Raw genomic sequence first — 14,730 nt, 5'->3', positions numbered from 1 at the left:
GGCTGCCGATGGTCTGTGAAGACATAGCCCTTGCCGAGCCGCCCATGCCCGCCACTCCTAACCTCGCCGATGCCTGGTTCGCTAGCCGCGACTGGACCCCGTTCACCTTTCAGCGGCAGGTCTGGGCGGCAGTGGGACGTGGCGAATCCGGCCTGCTGCATGCCAGCACCGGCGCGGGCAAGACCTATGCGGTATGGCTCGCGGCGCTGCGCGCCTTCGCGGGCCAGGGTTCGTCGGTCGCGCCCTTGCAGGTGCTGTGGATCACACCGATGCGTGCCCTCGCCGCCGACACGGCGCGAGCCCTGCAAGCGCCGCTGGACGACCTCGGACTGCCCTGGACCGTCGGCGTACGCAGCGGCGATACCGGCAGCGCAGAGCGTGCCCGCCAGGCCCGACGCCTGCCCTCGGCCCTGATCACCACCCCGGAAAGCCTGACGCTGCTCCTGACCCGGGCCTCGGCGCAACGCGACTTCGCCAGCCTGCGCATGGTGGTCGTGGACGAATGGCACGAATTGCTCGGCAACAAGCGCGGCGTGCAACTGCAACTGGCACTGGCCCGCCTGCGCACCTGGCAGCCGGGTCTGGTGGTGTGGGGATTGTCGGCAACCCTGGGTAATCTGCAGCATGCCCTCGAGGTCTTGCTGCCCCAGGGCGGTCGCCTGGTCGAGGGGCGCCAGGACAAGCGCCTGCTAGTGGACAGCCTGCTGCCCAAGGCGATCGAACGCTTTCCCTGGGCCGGGCATATGGGCCTGAGCCAGTTGCAGCAGGTCGCCGGCGAGATCGACGGCTGCCAGAGCTGCCTGGTCTTCACCAATACCCGGGCCCAGGCCGAACGCTGGTACCAGGGCCTGCTGGAAGTACGGCCGGAATGGGCGGGGTTGATCGCCCTGCACCATGCTTCGCTGGCCCGCAGCACCCGTGACTGGGTCGAGCGCAGTCTCAAGGACGGCGGGCTGAAGGCGGTGGTCTGCACCTCCAGCCTCGATCTGGGGGTGGATTTCCTGCCGGTGGAGCGAGTGCTGCAAATTGGCTCGGCGAAGGGCGTGGCGCGGCTGATGCAGCGCGCCGGACGCTCCGGGCATGCTCCGGGACGGGCTTCGCGGATCACCCTGGTGCCGACCCACAGCCTGGAACTGGTGGAAGCCGCGGCCGCGCGCCAGGCCCTGGCGGCCGGGCAGGTCGAGGCGCGGCAATCGCCACGCCTGTGCCTGGATGTGCTGGTCCAGCATCTGGTCAGCATGGCACTGGGCGCCGGCTTTCGCCCCGAGGCGTTGCTGGAGGAGGTGCGCAGCACCTGGGCCTTTCGCGACCTGCGCGACAGCCAATGGCAGTGGGCACTGGATTTCGTCCGGCATGGCGGCAGCTCGCTGAGTGCCTATCCCGATTATCAGCGGGTCGAGCCCGGCGAGGACGGCGTCTGGCGGGTGGTCAGCGAGCGCCTGGCGCGGCGCCATCGCATGGGCATCGGCACCATCGTCAGCGACGCCAGCATCCAGCTCAGGTTCTGGAGCAAGGGCGGTGGCGGTGCCAGTCTGGGCAGCGTCGAGGAAGCCTTCATCGCCCGGCTGCGACCGGACGAAGCCTTTGTCTTCGCCGGCCGGGTGCTGGAACTGGTGCGGGTGGAGAACATGACCGCCTATGTTCGCCGCAGTAATTCGCGCAAGGCCGCGCTGGCGCGCTGGAATGGCGGGCGCATGCCGTTGTCCAGCGAGCTGGCCGATGCCCTGGTAGCGCAACTGGATGCCGCAGCCCATGGGCGCTTCATCGGTGCGGAAATGCAGGCGGTGCGCCCGCTGCTGGAGCTGCAACGCGAATGGTCGGCGCTGCCTACACGTGGCAGCCTGCTGGCCGAGACCTGGCATTCGCGGCAGGGCTGGCACCTGTTTCTTTACCCCTTCGCCGGGCGCATGGCCAATCTGGGCCTGGCCAGCCTGATCGCCTGGCGCGCCAGCAAGGAAACACCGCTGAGCGTATCGATCGCAGTGAATGACTACGGTTTCGAACTGCTTACGCCCACCGTCGTGGACTGGGCAGCGCTGCTGCCGTCGGCGCTGAGCCCGGACAACCTGCTGGAAGACGTGCTCGCCAGCCTCAATGCCGGGGAAATGGCCCAGCGGCGTTTTCGCGAGATCGCGCAGATTTCCGGGCTGGTGTTCGGCGGATATCCGGCAGCGCAGAAGAGCACGCGCCAGATCCAGGCCTCCAGCGGGCTGTTCTTCGAAGTGTTCCGCCGTCATGACGCCGGCAACCTGCTGCTGGGCCAGGCACGCGACGAGGTGCTGCGCGAGGAGCTGGAGATCGAACGCCTGCAACGCCAGTTGGTGAAGATGAACGAACTGCACCTGGACCTGCGCGACCTGCGGCGCCCCGGCCCGCTGGCCTTTGCCCTGGTGGTCGAAGGCATGCGCGAGACCATGAGTACGGAAAAGCTGGCCGACCGCATCGCGCGCATGGTCGCCGACTTGGAACAGGCTGCCGACGGGAGGCCGCGCCGTGCCCGCTCACGTTGAGATCGAACTGCGTGGCGAACGCCTGTGGCTGCTGGCCGACCGCGCCTTGTACTGGCCGGCGCGCAAGGCATTGCTGGTGGCGGACGTGCATATCGGCAAGGCTGCCAGCTATCGCGCGCTGCACCAACCGGTGCCGCGAGGCACCACCGCAGCGACGCTGGAGCGCCTGGACGGGCTGCTCGACGCTTACGCCTGTGAACGGATGATAGTCCTGGGCGATTTCATCCATGCCCGCTCCGGGCGCGCACCGGCAACCCTCGCCCTGCTTAGGGCCTGGCGCGAGCGTCATTCGCAATTGCATATCCATCTGGTACGCGGCAACCACGACCGCCACGCTGGCGATCCGCCAGCAGCACTGGGTGTGGAGGTGATCGATGAACCTTGGCTGGTAGGCCCGTTCGCCCTGCAACATGAACCGCTGGCACACCCGACACACACCGTGCTGGCCGGCCACGTGCACCCGGTGTGGATATTGCGCGGTCGTGCGCGGCAGCGACTGCGCCTGCACTGCTTCGTGATCGATGAGCAGGTCAGCCTGCTGCCAGCCTTCGGCGAGTTCACCGGCGGCTGGGAAGTAGACCTGCGCCCGCCAGCACGGCTGTATCTGGCGGGTGACGGCCAGGTCTGGGCGCTGGCGCGCTAAACTCAGGCTACCGGGGCGGGAGGCGGTTCATCGGGCAGGGTCGGTTCGCCAGGTTCCATGGGCGGCGTGTCACCTGGCTGCGGCGGTTGCGGGGTGTCCGGGTCGGGTTGCCCGGGCACACCACCGGCTTGCAGTGGCGGATGGGCGAGCAATGACCAGGCCAGCAGTCCGATCTGGTTGGGCTGCAGCAAGGCCAGCTTGGCGCTGATGGTCGGGTCGAGTTTCATTGGCTGCTCCTGACGAGACTATTCACCTCGTTGGAGTGCCGAAAGCCGGGGGAATTCCCCCGGTTCGTCGGATAACAGCCTGCGATCAGGTACGGGGCAGGGTCACACCGCGCTGGCCCTGGTACTTGCCGCCACGGTCTTTGTAGGACACTTCGCACTCTTCATCGGATTCGAGGAAAAGCATCTGCGCCACGCCCTCGTTGGCGTAGATCTTCGCCGGCAGGGTGGTGGTATTGGAGAACTCCAGGGTCACGTGGCCTTCCCACTCCGGTTCCAGCGGGGTGACGTTGACGATGATGCCGCAGCGCGCATAGGTGCTCTTGCCCAGGCAGATGGTCAGGACGTTGCGCGGAATGCGGAAATACTCGACGGTACGGGCCAGGGCGAAGGAGTTCGGCGGGATGATGCAGACATCGCTCTTGATATCGACGAAGCTGCCGGCGTCGAAGTTCTTCGGATCGACAGTGGCCGAGTTGATGTTGGTGAACACCTTGAATTCGTCGGCGCAGCGCACATCGTAGCCATAGCTGGAGACACCGAAGGAGATCAGCTTGTCATTGCCGTCGTTGCGCACCTGGCGCTCGACGAACGGCTCGATCATGCCGTGTTCCTGCGCCATGCGGCGAATCCACTTGTCCGATTTGATGCTCATGGCGGGGTTCCTGAAATAGCGGGGTGAAAAAGGTGACGCGCATCTTACCGGGACGCGCGCGCGCTTCAAAGATTTAGCCTGCATCCGGTTACCGGACGGAGCCCGGCAGGCCACGAACGGCGCCGTCAGTCACGAATTGCGCAAAAGGCCCACGAGACCATTGGCACCTCGTGGAAAAAGGGTTATGGTGCCGCCACTGTGCTGCACGTTGTCACTGAGAATCTCTACTTGATGCAAGATTTCGATCGCCCATCCATGAATTTTCTGTCTTTTTGCACTCAGTCCCGGCCAGGGCGTTCCTGAGCCGTAATCAACTTTGTCCAAGGAGACAGACCATGTCCAATCGCCAAACCGGTACCGTCAAGTGGTTCAACGATGAGAAAGGCTTCGGCTTCATCACCCCACAATCCGGTGACGACCTGTTCGTACACTTCAAAGCCATCAAGGCTGACGGCTTCAAGAGCCTGAAAGAAGGCCAGCAGGTTTCCTTCGTCGCTACCCGCGGCCAGAAAGGCATGCAAGCTGAAGAAGTCGAAGTTATCTAACTTCTGCTGATTCGCTTTCATAGCGTTCAAAAAAACCCGCCTTCCGGCGGGTTTTTTTATGCCTGGGTTTTGTGGTGCGGCTACTGGCCCTATCGCTGGCAAGCCAGCTCCCACACGTGTGGGAGCTGGCTTGCCAGCGATAGGGCCCGAACGGCTCAGTCGTCGCTGATGGTGATATTCGGCATCGCCGGCGCCGCCGCCTCTTGCAGCACCAACCGCGCGCCCACCGAGCGGGCCAGTTCCTGGTAGACCATGGCGATCTGGCTCTCGGGCTCGGCAATCGCGGTCGGCTTGCCATTGTCGGCCTGCTCGCGGATCAGCATCGACAGCGGCAGCGAGGCCAGCAGTTCGACCCCGTATTGCGCCGCCAGCTTCTCGCCCCCCCCTTCGCCGAACAGATGCTCGGCGTGCCCGCAGTTCGAGCAGATATGCACGGCCATGTTCTCGACGACGCCCAGCACCGGGATATTCACCTTGCGGAACATCTCCACGCCTTTCCTGGCGTCGAGCAGCGCCAGGTCCTGGGGCGTGGTGACGATCACCGAGCCGGCCACCGGGACCTTCTGCGCCAGGGTCAGCTGGATATCGCCGGTACCTGGCGGCATGTCGATCACCAGGTAATCGAGGTCGTCCCAGGCGGTCTGGGTCACCAGTTGCAACAATGCGCCGGAGACCATGGGGCCGCGCCAGACCATCGGCGTGTTGTCATCGGTGAGAAACGCCATGGACATGACTTCCACGCCATGGGCCTTGATCGGCACGAACCACTTCTGTTCCTTGACCTGCGGCCGGGTGCCCTCGGGGATGCCGAACATGATCCCCTGGCTCGGGCCGTAGATATCCGCGTCGAGAATGCCGACCCGCGCGCCTTCGCGGGCCAGGGCCAGGGCCAGGTTGGCAGCGGTGGTGGATTTGCCCACGCCGCCCTTGCCGGAGGCCACGGCGATGATGTTCTTCACATTGGCGAGGCCGGGAATCTGCGCCTGGGCCTTGTGCGGCTCGATCACGCAGTCGATGGTCACCTTGGCGGCGCCAACGCCGTCCAGCCCTTCGATGGCGGTCTGCAGGACCTGCGCCCAGCCATTCTTGAACAGACCGGCGGCGTAGCCCAGTTGCAACAGCACGCCAACCCGGTCGCCCTCGATCACGATGGCGCGAACGCAGCCGGCGCTGACCGGGTCCTGGTTCAGGTAAGGGTCGGTGTATTGACGAAGGACGGCTTCAACCGCTGCGCGAGTGACGGCGCTCATGGAGACTCCCGATAAAAGACTGATCGAAACAGGCGGCTATGCTAACCCGTGTGTCCGCCCCGGGACGCCCACGGGGTGAAATATATTTCCCGGCGCTTTATAGTTGCCGATCACCGTTTTTCCCCTGATAGCCGAATTAAGTAGCCGAGCCCCCATGTCCGAGCCACGCCAGATCCTCGTTACCAGTGCCCTGCCCTATGCCAATGGTTCCATCCACCTTGGCCATATGCTCGAGTACATCCAGACCGACATGTGGGTGCGTTTCCAGAAGCACCGTGGCAACCAGTGCATCTACGTCTGCGCTGACGATGCACACGGCTCGGCGATCATGCTGCGCGCGGAAAAGGAAGGCATCACTCCGGAACAGCTGATCGATGGTGTGCAGAAGGAACATGCTGGCGATTTCGCCGATTTCCTCGTCGATTTCGACAATTTCCATTCCACCCACGCCGAAGAAAACCGCGAGCTGTCCAGCCAGATCTACCTGGCACTGCGCGACGCCGGCCACATCGCCACCCGCTCGGTCACCCAGTATTTCGATCCGGACAAGAAAATGTTCCTGGCCGACCGCTTCATCAAGGGCACCTGCCCGAAATGCGCGGCCGAGGACCAGTACGGCGACAACTGCGAGAAATGTGGCGCCACCTACGCGCCGACCGAGCTGAAGAACCCCAAGTCGGCGATTTCCGGCGCTACCCCGGTGCTCAAGGACTCCCAGCACTTCTTCTTCAAGCTGCCTGACTTCCAGGCCATGCTCCAGGAGTGGACCCGCAGCGGCACCCTGCAGGACGCCGTGGCCAACAAGCTCGCCGAATGGCTGGATTCCGGCCTGCAGGAGTGGGACATTTCCCGCGATGCGCCGTACTTCGGCTTCGAGATCCCGGACGAGCCAGGCAAGTATTTCTACGTCTGGCTGGACGCACCGATCGGCTACATGGCCAGCTTCAAGAACCTCTGCGCGCGGCGCCCGGAACTGGACTTCGATGCCTTCTGGAACAAGGATTCCACCGCCGAGCTGTACCACTTCATCGGCAAGGACATCGTCAACTTCCACGCACTGTTCTGGCCAGCCATGCTCCAGGGCGCCGGCTACCGCAAACCGACCGCGATCAACGTGCACGGCTACCTGACGGTCAACGGCCAGAAAATGTCCAAGTCCCGCGGGACCTTCATCAAGGCGCGCACCTACCTGGATCATCTGTCGCCGGAGTACCTGCGTTACTACTACGCCTCCAAGCTCGGCCGTGGTGTCGACGACCTCGACCTGAACCTCGAGGACTTCGTGCAGAAGGTCAACTCCGACCTGGTCGGCAAGGTGGTCAACATCGCCAGCCGCTGCGCCGGCTTCATCCACAAGGGCAACGACGGCGTGATGGTTGCCGGCGACGCCGCGCCGGAGCTGACCGAGGCCTTCCTCGCCGCCGCCCCGGGGATCGCCGACGCGTATGAAGCCCGTGACTTCTCCCGCGCCATGCGTGAGATCATGGCCCTGGCCGACCGTGCCAACGCCTGGATCGCCGACAAGGCGCCGTGGTCGCTGAACAAGCAGGAAGGCAAGCAGGACGAAGTCCAGGCCATCTGCGCCCAGGGCATCAACCTGTTCCGCCAGCTGGTGATCTTCCTCAAGCCGGTCCTGCCGGTGCTGGCCGCCGAGGCCGAGGCGTTCCTGAACGTCGCCCCGCTGACATGGAACGACCACCTCACCCGCCTGGAAAACCACAAGCTGAACCCGTTCAAGGCGCTGATGACCCGCATCGAGATGGCCAAGGTCGAAGCCATGGTCGAAGCCTCGAAGGAAGATCTCGCCGCCAGCCAGGCCCCTGCGGCGCAAGCCGGCAACGGCGAGCTGGCCAAGGACCCGCTGTCCCCGGAGATCGATTTCGATACCTTCGCCGCAGTGGACCTGCGCGTCGCCCTGATCGTCAAGGCCGAGGCCGTGGAGGGCGCCGACAAGCTGCTGCGCCTGACTCTGGACATCGGTGACGAACAGCGCAACGTCTTCTCCGGGATCAAGTCGGCCTATCCGGACCCGGCCAGCCTGGAAGGCCGCCTGACCATGATGATCGCCAACCTGAAACCGCGGAAAATGCGTTTCGGCGTCTCCGAAGGCATGGTCATGGCCGCCGGCCCTGGCGGTGAAGAGATCTACCTGCTGAGCCCTGACAGCGGTGCCAAGCCAGGTCAGCGCATCAAGTAACCCCGTCGCCCCGGCCTCACCGCCGGGGCGTTTTCATTGCATGGTCGGTGCCGGATGCCATGACCGAACTGATCCTCGCCCTGATCGGCGCCGCGCTGGTCAATAACGTTGCCTTGCAGCACCTGCTGGCGATCGATCCCCTGCTGCGCAAGGAACGCGGCCCATGTGGGAGCGGGTTCACCCGCGATTGCGGTAGTGGATTCAAAACCGTAATCGCGGGTGAACCCGCTCCCACAAGGTCCGCGTTTCGCGTCAAGGTGCATGCACTTGGCCTGGCGACGCTGGTAGCGATGTTGCTGGTCAGCGTTTCAGGCCAGTTACTCTACCGCTACGCCCTGCAACCCCTGCAACTCGATTACCTGCGCCTGTTCGTCTTCCTTCCGCTTTGCGTGCTCGGCCCTGCGCCGATTCTCGCTGGCCTGCAACGCTGGCTGAAGGGCTGGCCGTTCACCAACCTTCAGCCGCTATTGACCGGCAACGCCGCATTGCTTGGCCTGTGCCTGCAACTGAGCGGCGAGCATCAAGGCGTGCTGCACGCCGCCATGGTCGGCCTCGGCAGCGGCCTGGGGTTCTGGCTGGTGCTGGCCCTGTTCGACGATCTGCGTCAGCGCAGCCAGCATGAAGATGTTCCCAGGGCCTTTCGCGGACTGCCCATCGAGCTGATGGGCGCCGGGATCATGGCCATGGCGTTTCTTGGCTTCAACGGACTGTTCGCCTCATGAACACCGACCCGCGACTGCGCGATGCCATGCAACAGGTGCTGCTGGCCTGCCTGCCCGGCGTGCTGGTGCTGTTCTGGGTATATGGCTGGGGCGTGCTGTGCAATCTGCTGTTGTGCGCCGCCTCCGCCTTGCTGACCGAGGCCGCACTGCTGCGCCTGCGCGGACGCCTTGTGCTGCCCGCGCTGAACGATGGCAGTGCGCTGGTCAGCGCCTGCCTGCTGGCCGTCGCCCTGCCCGCCTATGCGCCCTGGTGGATACCGGTGATCGCGGCGGGCAGCGCCATAGCCCTGGGCAAGCAACTGTATGGCGGGGTCGGGCGCAATCCATTCAACCCGGCAATGCTTGGCTACGCCGTGGTGTTGCTGTCGTTTCCCGTACCGATGACCCATTGGCCTGCACCCCAGGCGCTGGACCTCGGTCATGCCTTGCAGGCACTGTCGGGGGTTGCCGAACGGCCGGATGCCTGGGCCCAGGCCACGGTGCTGGACGGCCTGCGGCAGAACCGCAGCCTGACCATCGACGAGTTGTTCGCCAGCCATCCCGGCTTCGGCCACCTGGCCGGGCGCGGCAGCGAATGGGCCAGCCTGGCGTTTCTCGCCGGTGGGCTGTTCCTGCTGCAACGCAAGGTGATCAGTTGGCAGGCGCCCGTGGCGATGCTCGGCAGCCTGTTCCTCATTAGCCTGCTGTGCTGGAACGGTTCAGGGTCGGACTCCAACGGTTCGCCACTTTTGCACCTGCTGGCAGGTTCGACCATGCTCAGCGCGTTCTTCATCGTTACCGAGCCGGTCAGCGGGCCGAAAACCCCGTGGGGCCGGCTGGTGTTCGGCGCAATGGTGGGTGTGTTGACCTACCTGATCCGCACCTGGGGCAACTACCCCGATGGCGCAGCGTTCGCGGTGCTGCTGATGAACCTCTGCGTGCCGGCGCTGGATCGCTGGGCACAACAGCGACGTCCGGAGACGGCATGAACCTGCGCGGACCGCTTGTCGTGGGCCTGCTGGCGCTGATCAGCGCAGGCGCCAGCATCGCCTGGCAGCACTACTGCGCGCCGCTGATTGCCGCTGCCGAAAAGGATCGACAGGCCCGGGCCTGGCTCGCGGTATTGCCAGATACGAGCTATGACAACCAGCCACTGCAGCAGCCGATCGCCCTGCCGGATCCGGACCTGGCCCATAGCCGCATTCAGGCCGGCTACCTTGCCACCTTGCATGGCCGCTCCAGCGCGGTGCTGCTGCTCAGCCGATTCCCGGGCTACGCCGGGCCGGTCGACCTGCTGATCGCCATCGACCGCGACGGCCGGGTGATCGCCAGTCGCGTGCTGCAACAGCAGGAAACCCCAGGCCTGGGCGCCCGCATCGCAGAGCCGGGCAATACCTGGCTGCAGGGCTTCAACGGCCACGGCCAGGGCAATACACCGGACAGCGCCTGGGCGCTGAAACGCGATAATGGCCAGTTCGATCAGTTGGCCGGCGCGAGCATCACCTCCCGCGCCGTTATCCACGCGATCCAGGACGCCTTGCGCTACTTCGACCAGCATGCGCCGCAATGGCTGAAAGGAGACCCAGCCCCATGAATAGCCCCATGAATGGATTCTCGCTGGCCGCCCTGAGCCTGGCACCACTGCTGGGTGCAAGCCAGACGCTACTGCAGGCCGCGACCATGGCAGCGCTGAGCGTCGTGGCCATTGTCGTGCACCGGGCCCTGATGACGCCGCTGCGTCGGCAACTGGATGCAACCTGCGCGGTGATCGCCAGCATACTGCTCGCCGCCGCCGTGGTGACCTGCCAGACCCTGGCCCTGCACGCCTGGGCGCTGGAACTGCGCCAGGCCTTGGGTATCTATCCGGAATTGATCGCCGTGTCCTGCCTGCTGGTCGAGCAGAGCCTCGGTTCGCCTGGCCAGTGGCGTCGCCTGGCGCTGCTGCTGGCCGGCTACGGCAGCCTTTTTCTGCTGCTCGGTGCCTGCCGCGAGTTGCTCGCCAGCGGCGCCCTGCACCTCGCCAGCCTGGCACCGGGAGCGCTGTTGCTGCTCGGCTTGCTGCTGGCCTTGATCAAACGAGCCTGTCCAAAACAGGCCGCTCCGACCGTGAAGGAAACCGCTGACAGATGAATGCCACCAAACGCCTGGAGATTTTTCGCAGGCTGCACGAAGACAACCCCGAACCGAAAACGGAACTGGCCTACAGTTCGCCGTTCGAGCTGCTAATTGCCGTGATTCTCTCGGCCCAGGCCACCGACGTCGGGGTCAACAAGGCCACGGCAAAACTCTTCCCCGTGGCCAATACCCCAGCGGCCATTCATGCCCTCGGTGTGGAAGGGCTGTCGGAATACATAAAGACCATCGGCCTGTACAACAGCAAGGCAAAGAACGTTATCGAAACCTGTCGCATCCTCGTCGAACAGCACGGTGGCGAGGTACCACAAACCCGCGAGGCGCTGGAAGCGCTCCCGGGCGTAGGACGCAAAACCGCCAACGTGGTGCTCAATACCGCCTTCCGCCAACTGGCCATGGCGGTGGACACCCACATCTTCCGTGTCAGCAATCGCACCGGTATCGCCCCGGGCAAGAACGTGGTGGAAGTGGAAAAAGCGCTTCTCAAGTTCGTGCCCAAGGCCTATCTGCTGGATGCCCATCATTGGCTGATACTGCACGGACGCTATGTTTGCCAGGCGCGCAAGCCCCGTTGTGGCAGTTGTCGAATCGAAGACTTGTGCGAGTACAAGCACAAGACCTGCGACGATTGAAGAAATAGGAAAAACCAGCCGTTCCGATTGAAAAAATCTTTTTTACCAGTCTCTGGAATATCGATATAAGGGGCGCCAACGGCCCTCTTGGAACGGAGTGACACATGAGCACTGATAAAGAAGACCTGGATATCGACGACGACGCCCCGGTAGCCGAAGAGTTCGTTGCGGAAAACCCGGCGCTTGTCGCCAAGACCAACCTGAGCAAGCGCCGCACCATCGATAACCTGCTTGAAGAACGCCGCCTGCAAAGACAACTGGCTGATTACGACTTCGATCTTTGAAACGCCATGGTCCGAAAACACGAAAGCCTCCTGTGAAAGCGGAGGCTTTTTGCATTGCGGGCCGGAATCAGACCAGGCCGTTGCGCTGTGCCAGTTCGATCAGGTCGACGAGGGAGCGGGCATTGAGCTTGAGTAACAGTCGGGTCTTGTAGGTACTGACGGTCTTGTTGCTGAGGAACATGCCGTCGGCGATTTCCTTGTTGGACTTTCCTTTCGCCAGTTGTTGCAGAACCATCATTTCCCGCCCCGACAGGCGTCCGACCATATCCGCCTCGCTGGAACCGCCAAGGTTGGTCCGCACCGAGTGCAATGCCTGGTTGGGGAAGTAGCTGTACCCGGACAGCACGGCCTTGATGGCGCTGAGCAGTTCGGTCAGGTCCTGTTGCTTGCAGACGTATCCGGCAGCGCCGGCCTGCATGCAGCGCATGGAAAAATGCCCGGGTGCCTGGGAGGTGAGGACCAGCACCTTGATCACGATACCGTTGGCCGTCAGCCGGCCTATGACCTCCAGGCCGTCGAGCTTGGGAATCCCTATGTCGAGAATGACGATATCCGGAAGATGCTCCCGGGCCAGTTGCAACGCATCGACGCCGTTGTCCGTTTCCCCAATCACTTCATAACCATGCCGGTCCATCAGCATGCGCACGGCCAAGCGAATGACAGGATGGTCATCGACGATCAGCACTTTATTCATGGGCAAGATCCGTTCTTAAACTATTCGACTTATTAGAAGCCCGCACAATAGCCCAGTCGGTAGAAGCAATGCATGATCACTGCGACACGCATGTGCACGCTCAGAAAGGGACTACCCGAATAAAGGAAAAACCCTACGGATATTTCCTACAGGCAATGTATTTGAAAACAACTTCGCGCCTTATTTGCATTAAATAGGCATATAACGATGCTAGCCGGGGAGGTCGAAAATATCGCTAAGAATAGTGGCTGATCATATGAAGGAAATGTCCTTAATACCCCTGAAATAAGTCTGAATGCCTTTGCATCATTCATGCGCCTCGCGGCCGTCACCCATGGAAGCAATGCTCCATCCAGAGCCTTCACCCCCTGATGCATGGATCCATTGCGTTGCACACTGCGTGCACCCTTCCCATTTCCCGCGCCGATACGCAGCTGAAGACCGCGAAACAGAGACCAGGCCCATGAGCAGTCCAGAACCGAAGAGCCCCCTGACCATCATCGCCATCTTCGCCGGAATCATCGAAGCATCGGCCCTGGCGTCCTTACCGTTTCTGGATGAAAGCAGCCAAGGTATCTACACCTGGTTCCTCGTGGGTTTTCCACCGTTTCTGACAGTGCTGTTCTTCCTGACCCTGAACTTCAATACCAAAAGTCTCTACGGCCCCGAGGACGCCGGCAGCGAAAGTCATTATGCGGAAAGCGACATGCTGGCAGCGGACTTGTCGGAAAAAACTTCTCCGCCTCAAACTTCTCCGACACTTGCACTTGCGTTTTCACACAGCCGGGAATACTCCACCGTTGTGCTTTCCGGCCCGGATGCACAGGCCTTGCTGGAAGTCGTCGCCCGCCACGTCCTGCGCAAACCCCGCGCCGGCGGCGTAATCATGCATAACGTAGAACGGGGTACCCGGGTCAGCATCGTCACCGAACGTTCGCCGAAATCTTCCCCGGCGGCCGGACATAAAAAAACCCGGCAATGAATGCCGGGTTCTTCGTATCGCAGTGGCAAATCAGAGCGGCGAACGGCCCTTGCTCGCAGCAATGCGCATACGCAGGGCGTTGAGCTTGATGAAGCCGGCTGCGTCAGCCTGGTTGTACGCTCCGCCGTCTTCTTCGAAGGTGGCGATATTGGCGTCGAACAGCGAGTCGTCGGACTTGCGGCCGGTGACGATGACGTTGCCCTTGTACAGCTTCAGGCGAACCACGCCGTTCACATTGACCTGGGAGGCGTCGATCATCTGTTGCAGCATCAGGCGCTCAGGGCTCCACCAGTAGCCGGTGTAGATCAGGCTGGCGTACTTTGGCATCAGCTCATCTTTCAGGTGAGCGACTTCGCGGTCCAGGGTGATCGACTCGATGGCGCGGTGAGCCTTGAGCATGATGGTGCCGCCGGGCGTCTCGTAGCAGCCGCGGGACTTCATGCCGACGTAGCGGTTCTCGACGATGTCCAGGCGACCGATGCCGTTGGCGCCGCCGATGCGGTTCAGCTCGGCGAGTACGGTGGCCGGGGTCATCTCGACGCCGTCGATGGCAACGATGTCGCCGTTGCGGTAGGTCAGTTCAAGGTAGGTAGCCTGGTCCGGGGCGTTTTCCGGGGAAACGCTCCAGCGCCACATGTCTTCCTCGTGCTCGGTCCAGGTATCTTCCAGGACACCGCCTTCGTAGGAGATGTGCAGCAGGTTGGCGTCCATCGAGTACGGCGACTTCTTCTTGCCGTGGCGCTCGATCGGGATGCCGTGCTTCTCGGCGTAGTCCATCAGCTTCTCGCGGGACAGCAGGTCCCACTCGCGCCACGGCGCGATGACCTTGACGCCCGGCTTCAGCGCGTAGGCGCCCAGCTCGAAGCGGACCTGGTCGTTGCCCTTGCCGGTAGCACCGTGGGAAATGGCGTCGGCGCCGGTTTCGTTGGCGATTTCGATCAGGCGCTTGGCGATCAGCGGACGGGCGATGGAGGTACCGAGCAGGTACTCGCCTTCGTAGACGGTGTTGGCGCGGAACATCGGGAACACGAAGTCTCGGACGAACTCTTCGCGCAGGTCATCGATGTAGATCTCTTTCACGCCCATGGCCTGTGCCTTGGCACGGGCCGGCTCGACCTCCTCGCCCTGCCCCAGGTCAGCGGTGAACGTCACCACCTCACAGTTGTAGGTATCCTGCAGCCACTTGAGAATCACCGAAGTATCAAGGCCGCCGGAATACGCCAGTACGACCTTTTTTACGTCCGCCATGCCATCACTCCACGGGGTTGTACGGAAAACCC

16 protein-coding genes are annotated in these 14,730 nt (G+C 63.0%); 11 read left to right on the top strand and 5 right to left on the bottom strand.

The window, feature by feature from the left end; translation table 11 throughout:
* Positions 1-44: 44 nt before the first annotated feature.
* Both ACKLLE_RS21245 and pdeM read left to right on the top strand, forming a co-directional pair.
* Positions 45-2,510 (top strand): ligase-associated DNA damage response DEXH box helicase, encoded by a 2,466-nt coding sequence (locus tag ACKLLE_RS21245; protein WP_420058992.1) that lies wholly within the window; start codon positions 45-47, stop codon positions 2,508-2,510.
* The gene (gene pdeM, locus ACKLLE_RS21240; RefSeq protein WP_420058991.1) at positions 2,494-3,153 is read left to right on the top strand and encodes a ligase-associated DNA damage response endonuclease PdeM; all 660 of its coding nucleotides are present in this window, start codon (positions 2,494-2,496) and stop codon (positions 3,151-3,153) included. Before ACKLLE_RS21245 ends, pdeM begins: the two co-directional genes overlap by 17 nt.
* A gap of 2 nt (positions 3,154-3,155) precedes the next feature.
* Here the strand turns inward: pdeM and ACKLLE_RS21235 are convergent, their stop codons facing one another.
* Both ACKLLE_RS21235 and dcd read right to left on the bottom strand, forming a co-directional pair.
* A complete protein-coding gene (locus ACKLLE_RS21235) occupies positions 3,156-3,380 on the bottom strand; it encodes a hypothetical protein (protein ID WP_009396477.1) in 225 nt (74 codons plus the stop codon).
* 85 nt (positions 3,381-3,465) lie between these two features.
* The gene (gene dcd, locus ACKLLE_RS21230) at positions 3,466-4,032 is read right to left on the bottom strand and encodes a dCTP deaminase (protein ID WP_009396478.1); all 567 of its coding nucleotides are present in this window, start codon (positions 4,030-4,032) and stop codon (positions 3,466-3,468) included.
* A 335-nt stretch (positions 4,033-4,367) separates the two neighbouring features.
* On the opposite strand from dcd, the gene ACKLLE_RS21225 reads away from it, so the two are divergent.
* Entirely contained in the window at positions 4,368-4,577 is a 210-nt protein-coding gene (locus tag ACKLLE_RS21225) for a cold-shock protein (RefSeq protein WP_009396490.1), read from the top strand.
* 155 nt (positions 4,578-4,732) lie between these two features.
* Here ACKLLE_RS21225 and apbC read toward each other — a convergent pair whose 3' ends face one another.
* The gene (apbC, locus tag ACKLLE_RS21220; protein ID WP_009396492.1) at positions 4,733-5,827 is read right to left on the bottom strand and encodes an iron-sulfur cluster carrier protein ApbC; all 1,095 of its coding nucleotides are present in this window, start codon (positions 5,825-5,827) and stop codon (positions 4,733-4,735) included.
* A 154-nt stretch (positions 5,828-5,981) separates the two neighbouring features.
* Here apbC and metG point away from each other — a divergent pair, with 154 nt between their 5' ends.
* The 7 genes from metG (at position 5,982) to ACKLLE_RS21185 (ending at position 11,774) form a co-directional block, all read left to right on the top strand.
* Positions 5,982-8,024: a methionine--tRNA ligase gene (gene metG / locus ACKLLE_RS21215; RefSeq protein ID WP_420058990.1), complete on the top strand. Its 2,043-nt coding sequence runs from the start codon at positions 5,982-5,984 to the stop codon at positions 8,022-8,024.
* A 59-nt stretch (positions 8,025-8,083) separates the two neighbouring features.
* The gene (locus ACKLLE_RS21210) at positions 8,084-8,746 is read left to right on the top strand and encodes an Rnf-Nqr domain containing protein (protein ID WP_064303664.1); all 663 of its coding nucleotides are present in this window, start codon (positions 8,084-8,086) and stop codon (positions 8,744-8,746) included.
* Complete coding sequence (locus tag ACKLLE_RS21205; RefSeq protein ID WP_420058989.1) at positions 8,743-9,714, top strand: RnfABCDGE type electron transport complex subunit D; 972 nt, start codon at positions 8,743-8,745, stop codon at positions 9,712-9,714. Before ACKLLE_RS21210 ends, ACKLLE_RS21205 begins: the two co-directional genes overlap by 4 nt.
* Complete coding sequence (locus ACKLLE_RS21200; protein ID WP_420058988.1) at positions 9,711-10,319, top strand: RnfABCDGE type electron transport complex subunit G; 609 nt, start codon at positions 9,711-9,713, stop codon at positions 10,317-10,319. Before ACKLLE_RS21205 ends, ACKLLE_RS21200 begins: the two co-directional genes overlap by 4 nt.
* Positions 10,316-10,855, top strand: coding sequence for an Rnf-Nqr domain containing protein (locus tag ACKLLE_RS21195; RefSeq protein WP_420058987.1), 540 nt, complete (start codon positions 10,316-10,318; stop codon positions 10,853-10,855). The genes ACKLLE_RS21200 and ACKLLE_RS21195 overlap by 4 nt, the downstream gene beginning before the upstream one ends.
* Positions 10,852-11,490 carry an endonuclease III gene (gene nth / locus ACKLLE_RS21190; RefSeq protein WP_064303660.1) on the top strand — a complete coding sequence of 213 codons (639 nt, stop codon included), beginning with the start codon at positions 10,852-10,854 and terminating at the stop codon, positions 11,488-11,490. The genes ACKLLE_RS21195 and nth overlap by 4 nt, the downstream gene beginning before the upstream one ends.
* A 104-nt stretch (positions 11,491-11,594) precedes the next feature.
* Positions 11,595-11,774, top strand: coding sequence for a PA3496 family putative envelope integrity protein (locus ACKLLE_RS21185; RefSeq protein ID WP_009396510.1), 180 nt, complete (start codon positions 11,595-11,597; stop codon positions 11,772-11,774).
* A gap of 67 nt (positions 11,775-11,841) precedes the next feature.
* Here ACKLLE_RS21185 and ACKLLE_RS21180 read toward each other — a convergent pair whose 3' ends face one another.
* The gene (locus ACKLLE_RS21180; protein WP_009396511.1) at positions 11,842-12,468 is read right to left on the bottom strand and encodes a response regulator transcription factor; all 627 of its coding nucleotides are present in this window, start codon (positions 12,466-12,468) and stop codon (positions 11,842-11,844) included.
* A gap of 463 nt (positions 12,469-12,931) precedes the next feature.
* Here ACKLLE_RS21180 and ACKLLE_RS21175 point away from each other — a divergent pair, with 463 nt between their 5' ends.
* Positions 12,932-13,450 carry a hypothetical protein gene (locus tag ACKLLE_RS21175; protein ID WP_420058986.1) on the top strand — a complete coding sequence of 173 codons (519 nt, stop codon included), beginning with the start codon at positions 12,932-12,934 and terminating at the stop codon, positions 13,448-13,450.
* 30 nt (positions 13,451-13,480) lie between these two features.
* Here the strand turns inward: ACKLLE_RS21175 and ACKLLE_RS21170 are convergent, their stop codons facing one another.
* A complete protein-coding gene (locus ACKLLE_RS21170; RefSeq protein ID WP_009396513.1) occupies positions 13,481-14,698 on the bottom strand; it encodes an argininosuccinate synthase in 1,218 nt (405 codons plus the stop codon).
* Positions 14,699-14,730: the final 32 nt, after the last annotated feature.

The sequence above is a fragment of the Pseudomonas bharatica genome (genome assembly GCF_048586865.1).
GTDB classification, from domain to species: domain Bacteria; phylum Pseudomonadota; class Gammaproteobacteria; order Pseudomonadales; family Pseudomonadaceae; genus Aquipseudomonas; species Aquipseudomonas bharatica.
This window is presented reverse-complemented; position numbering and strand designations above follow the sequence as displayed.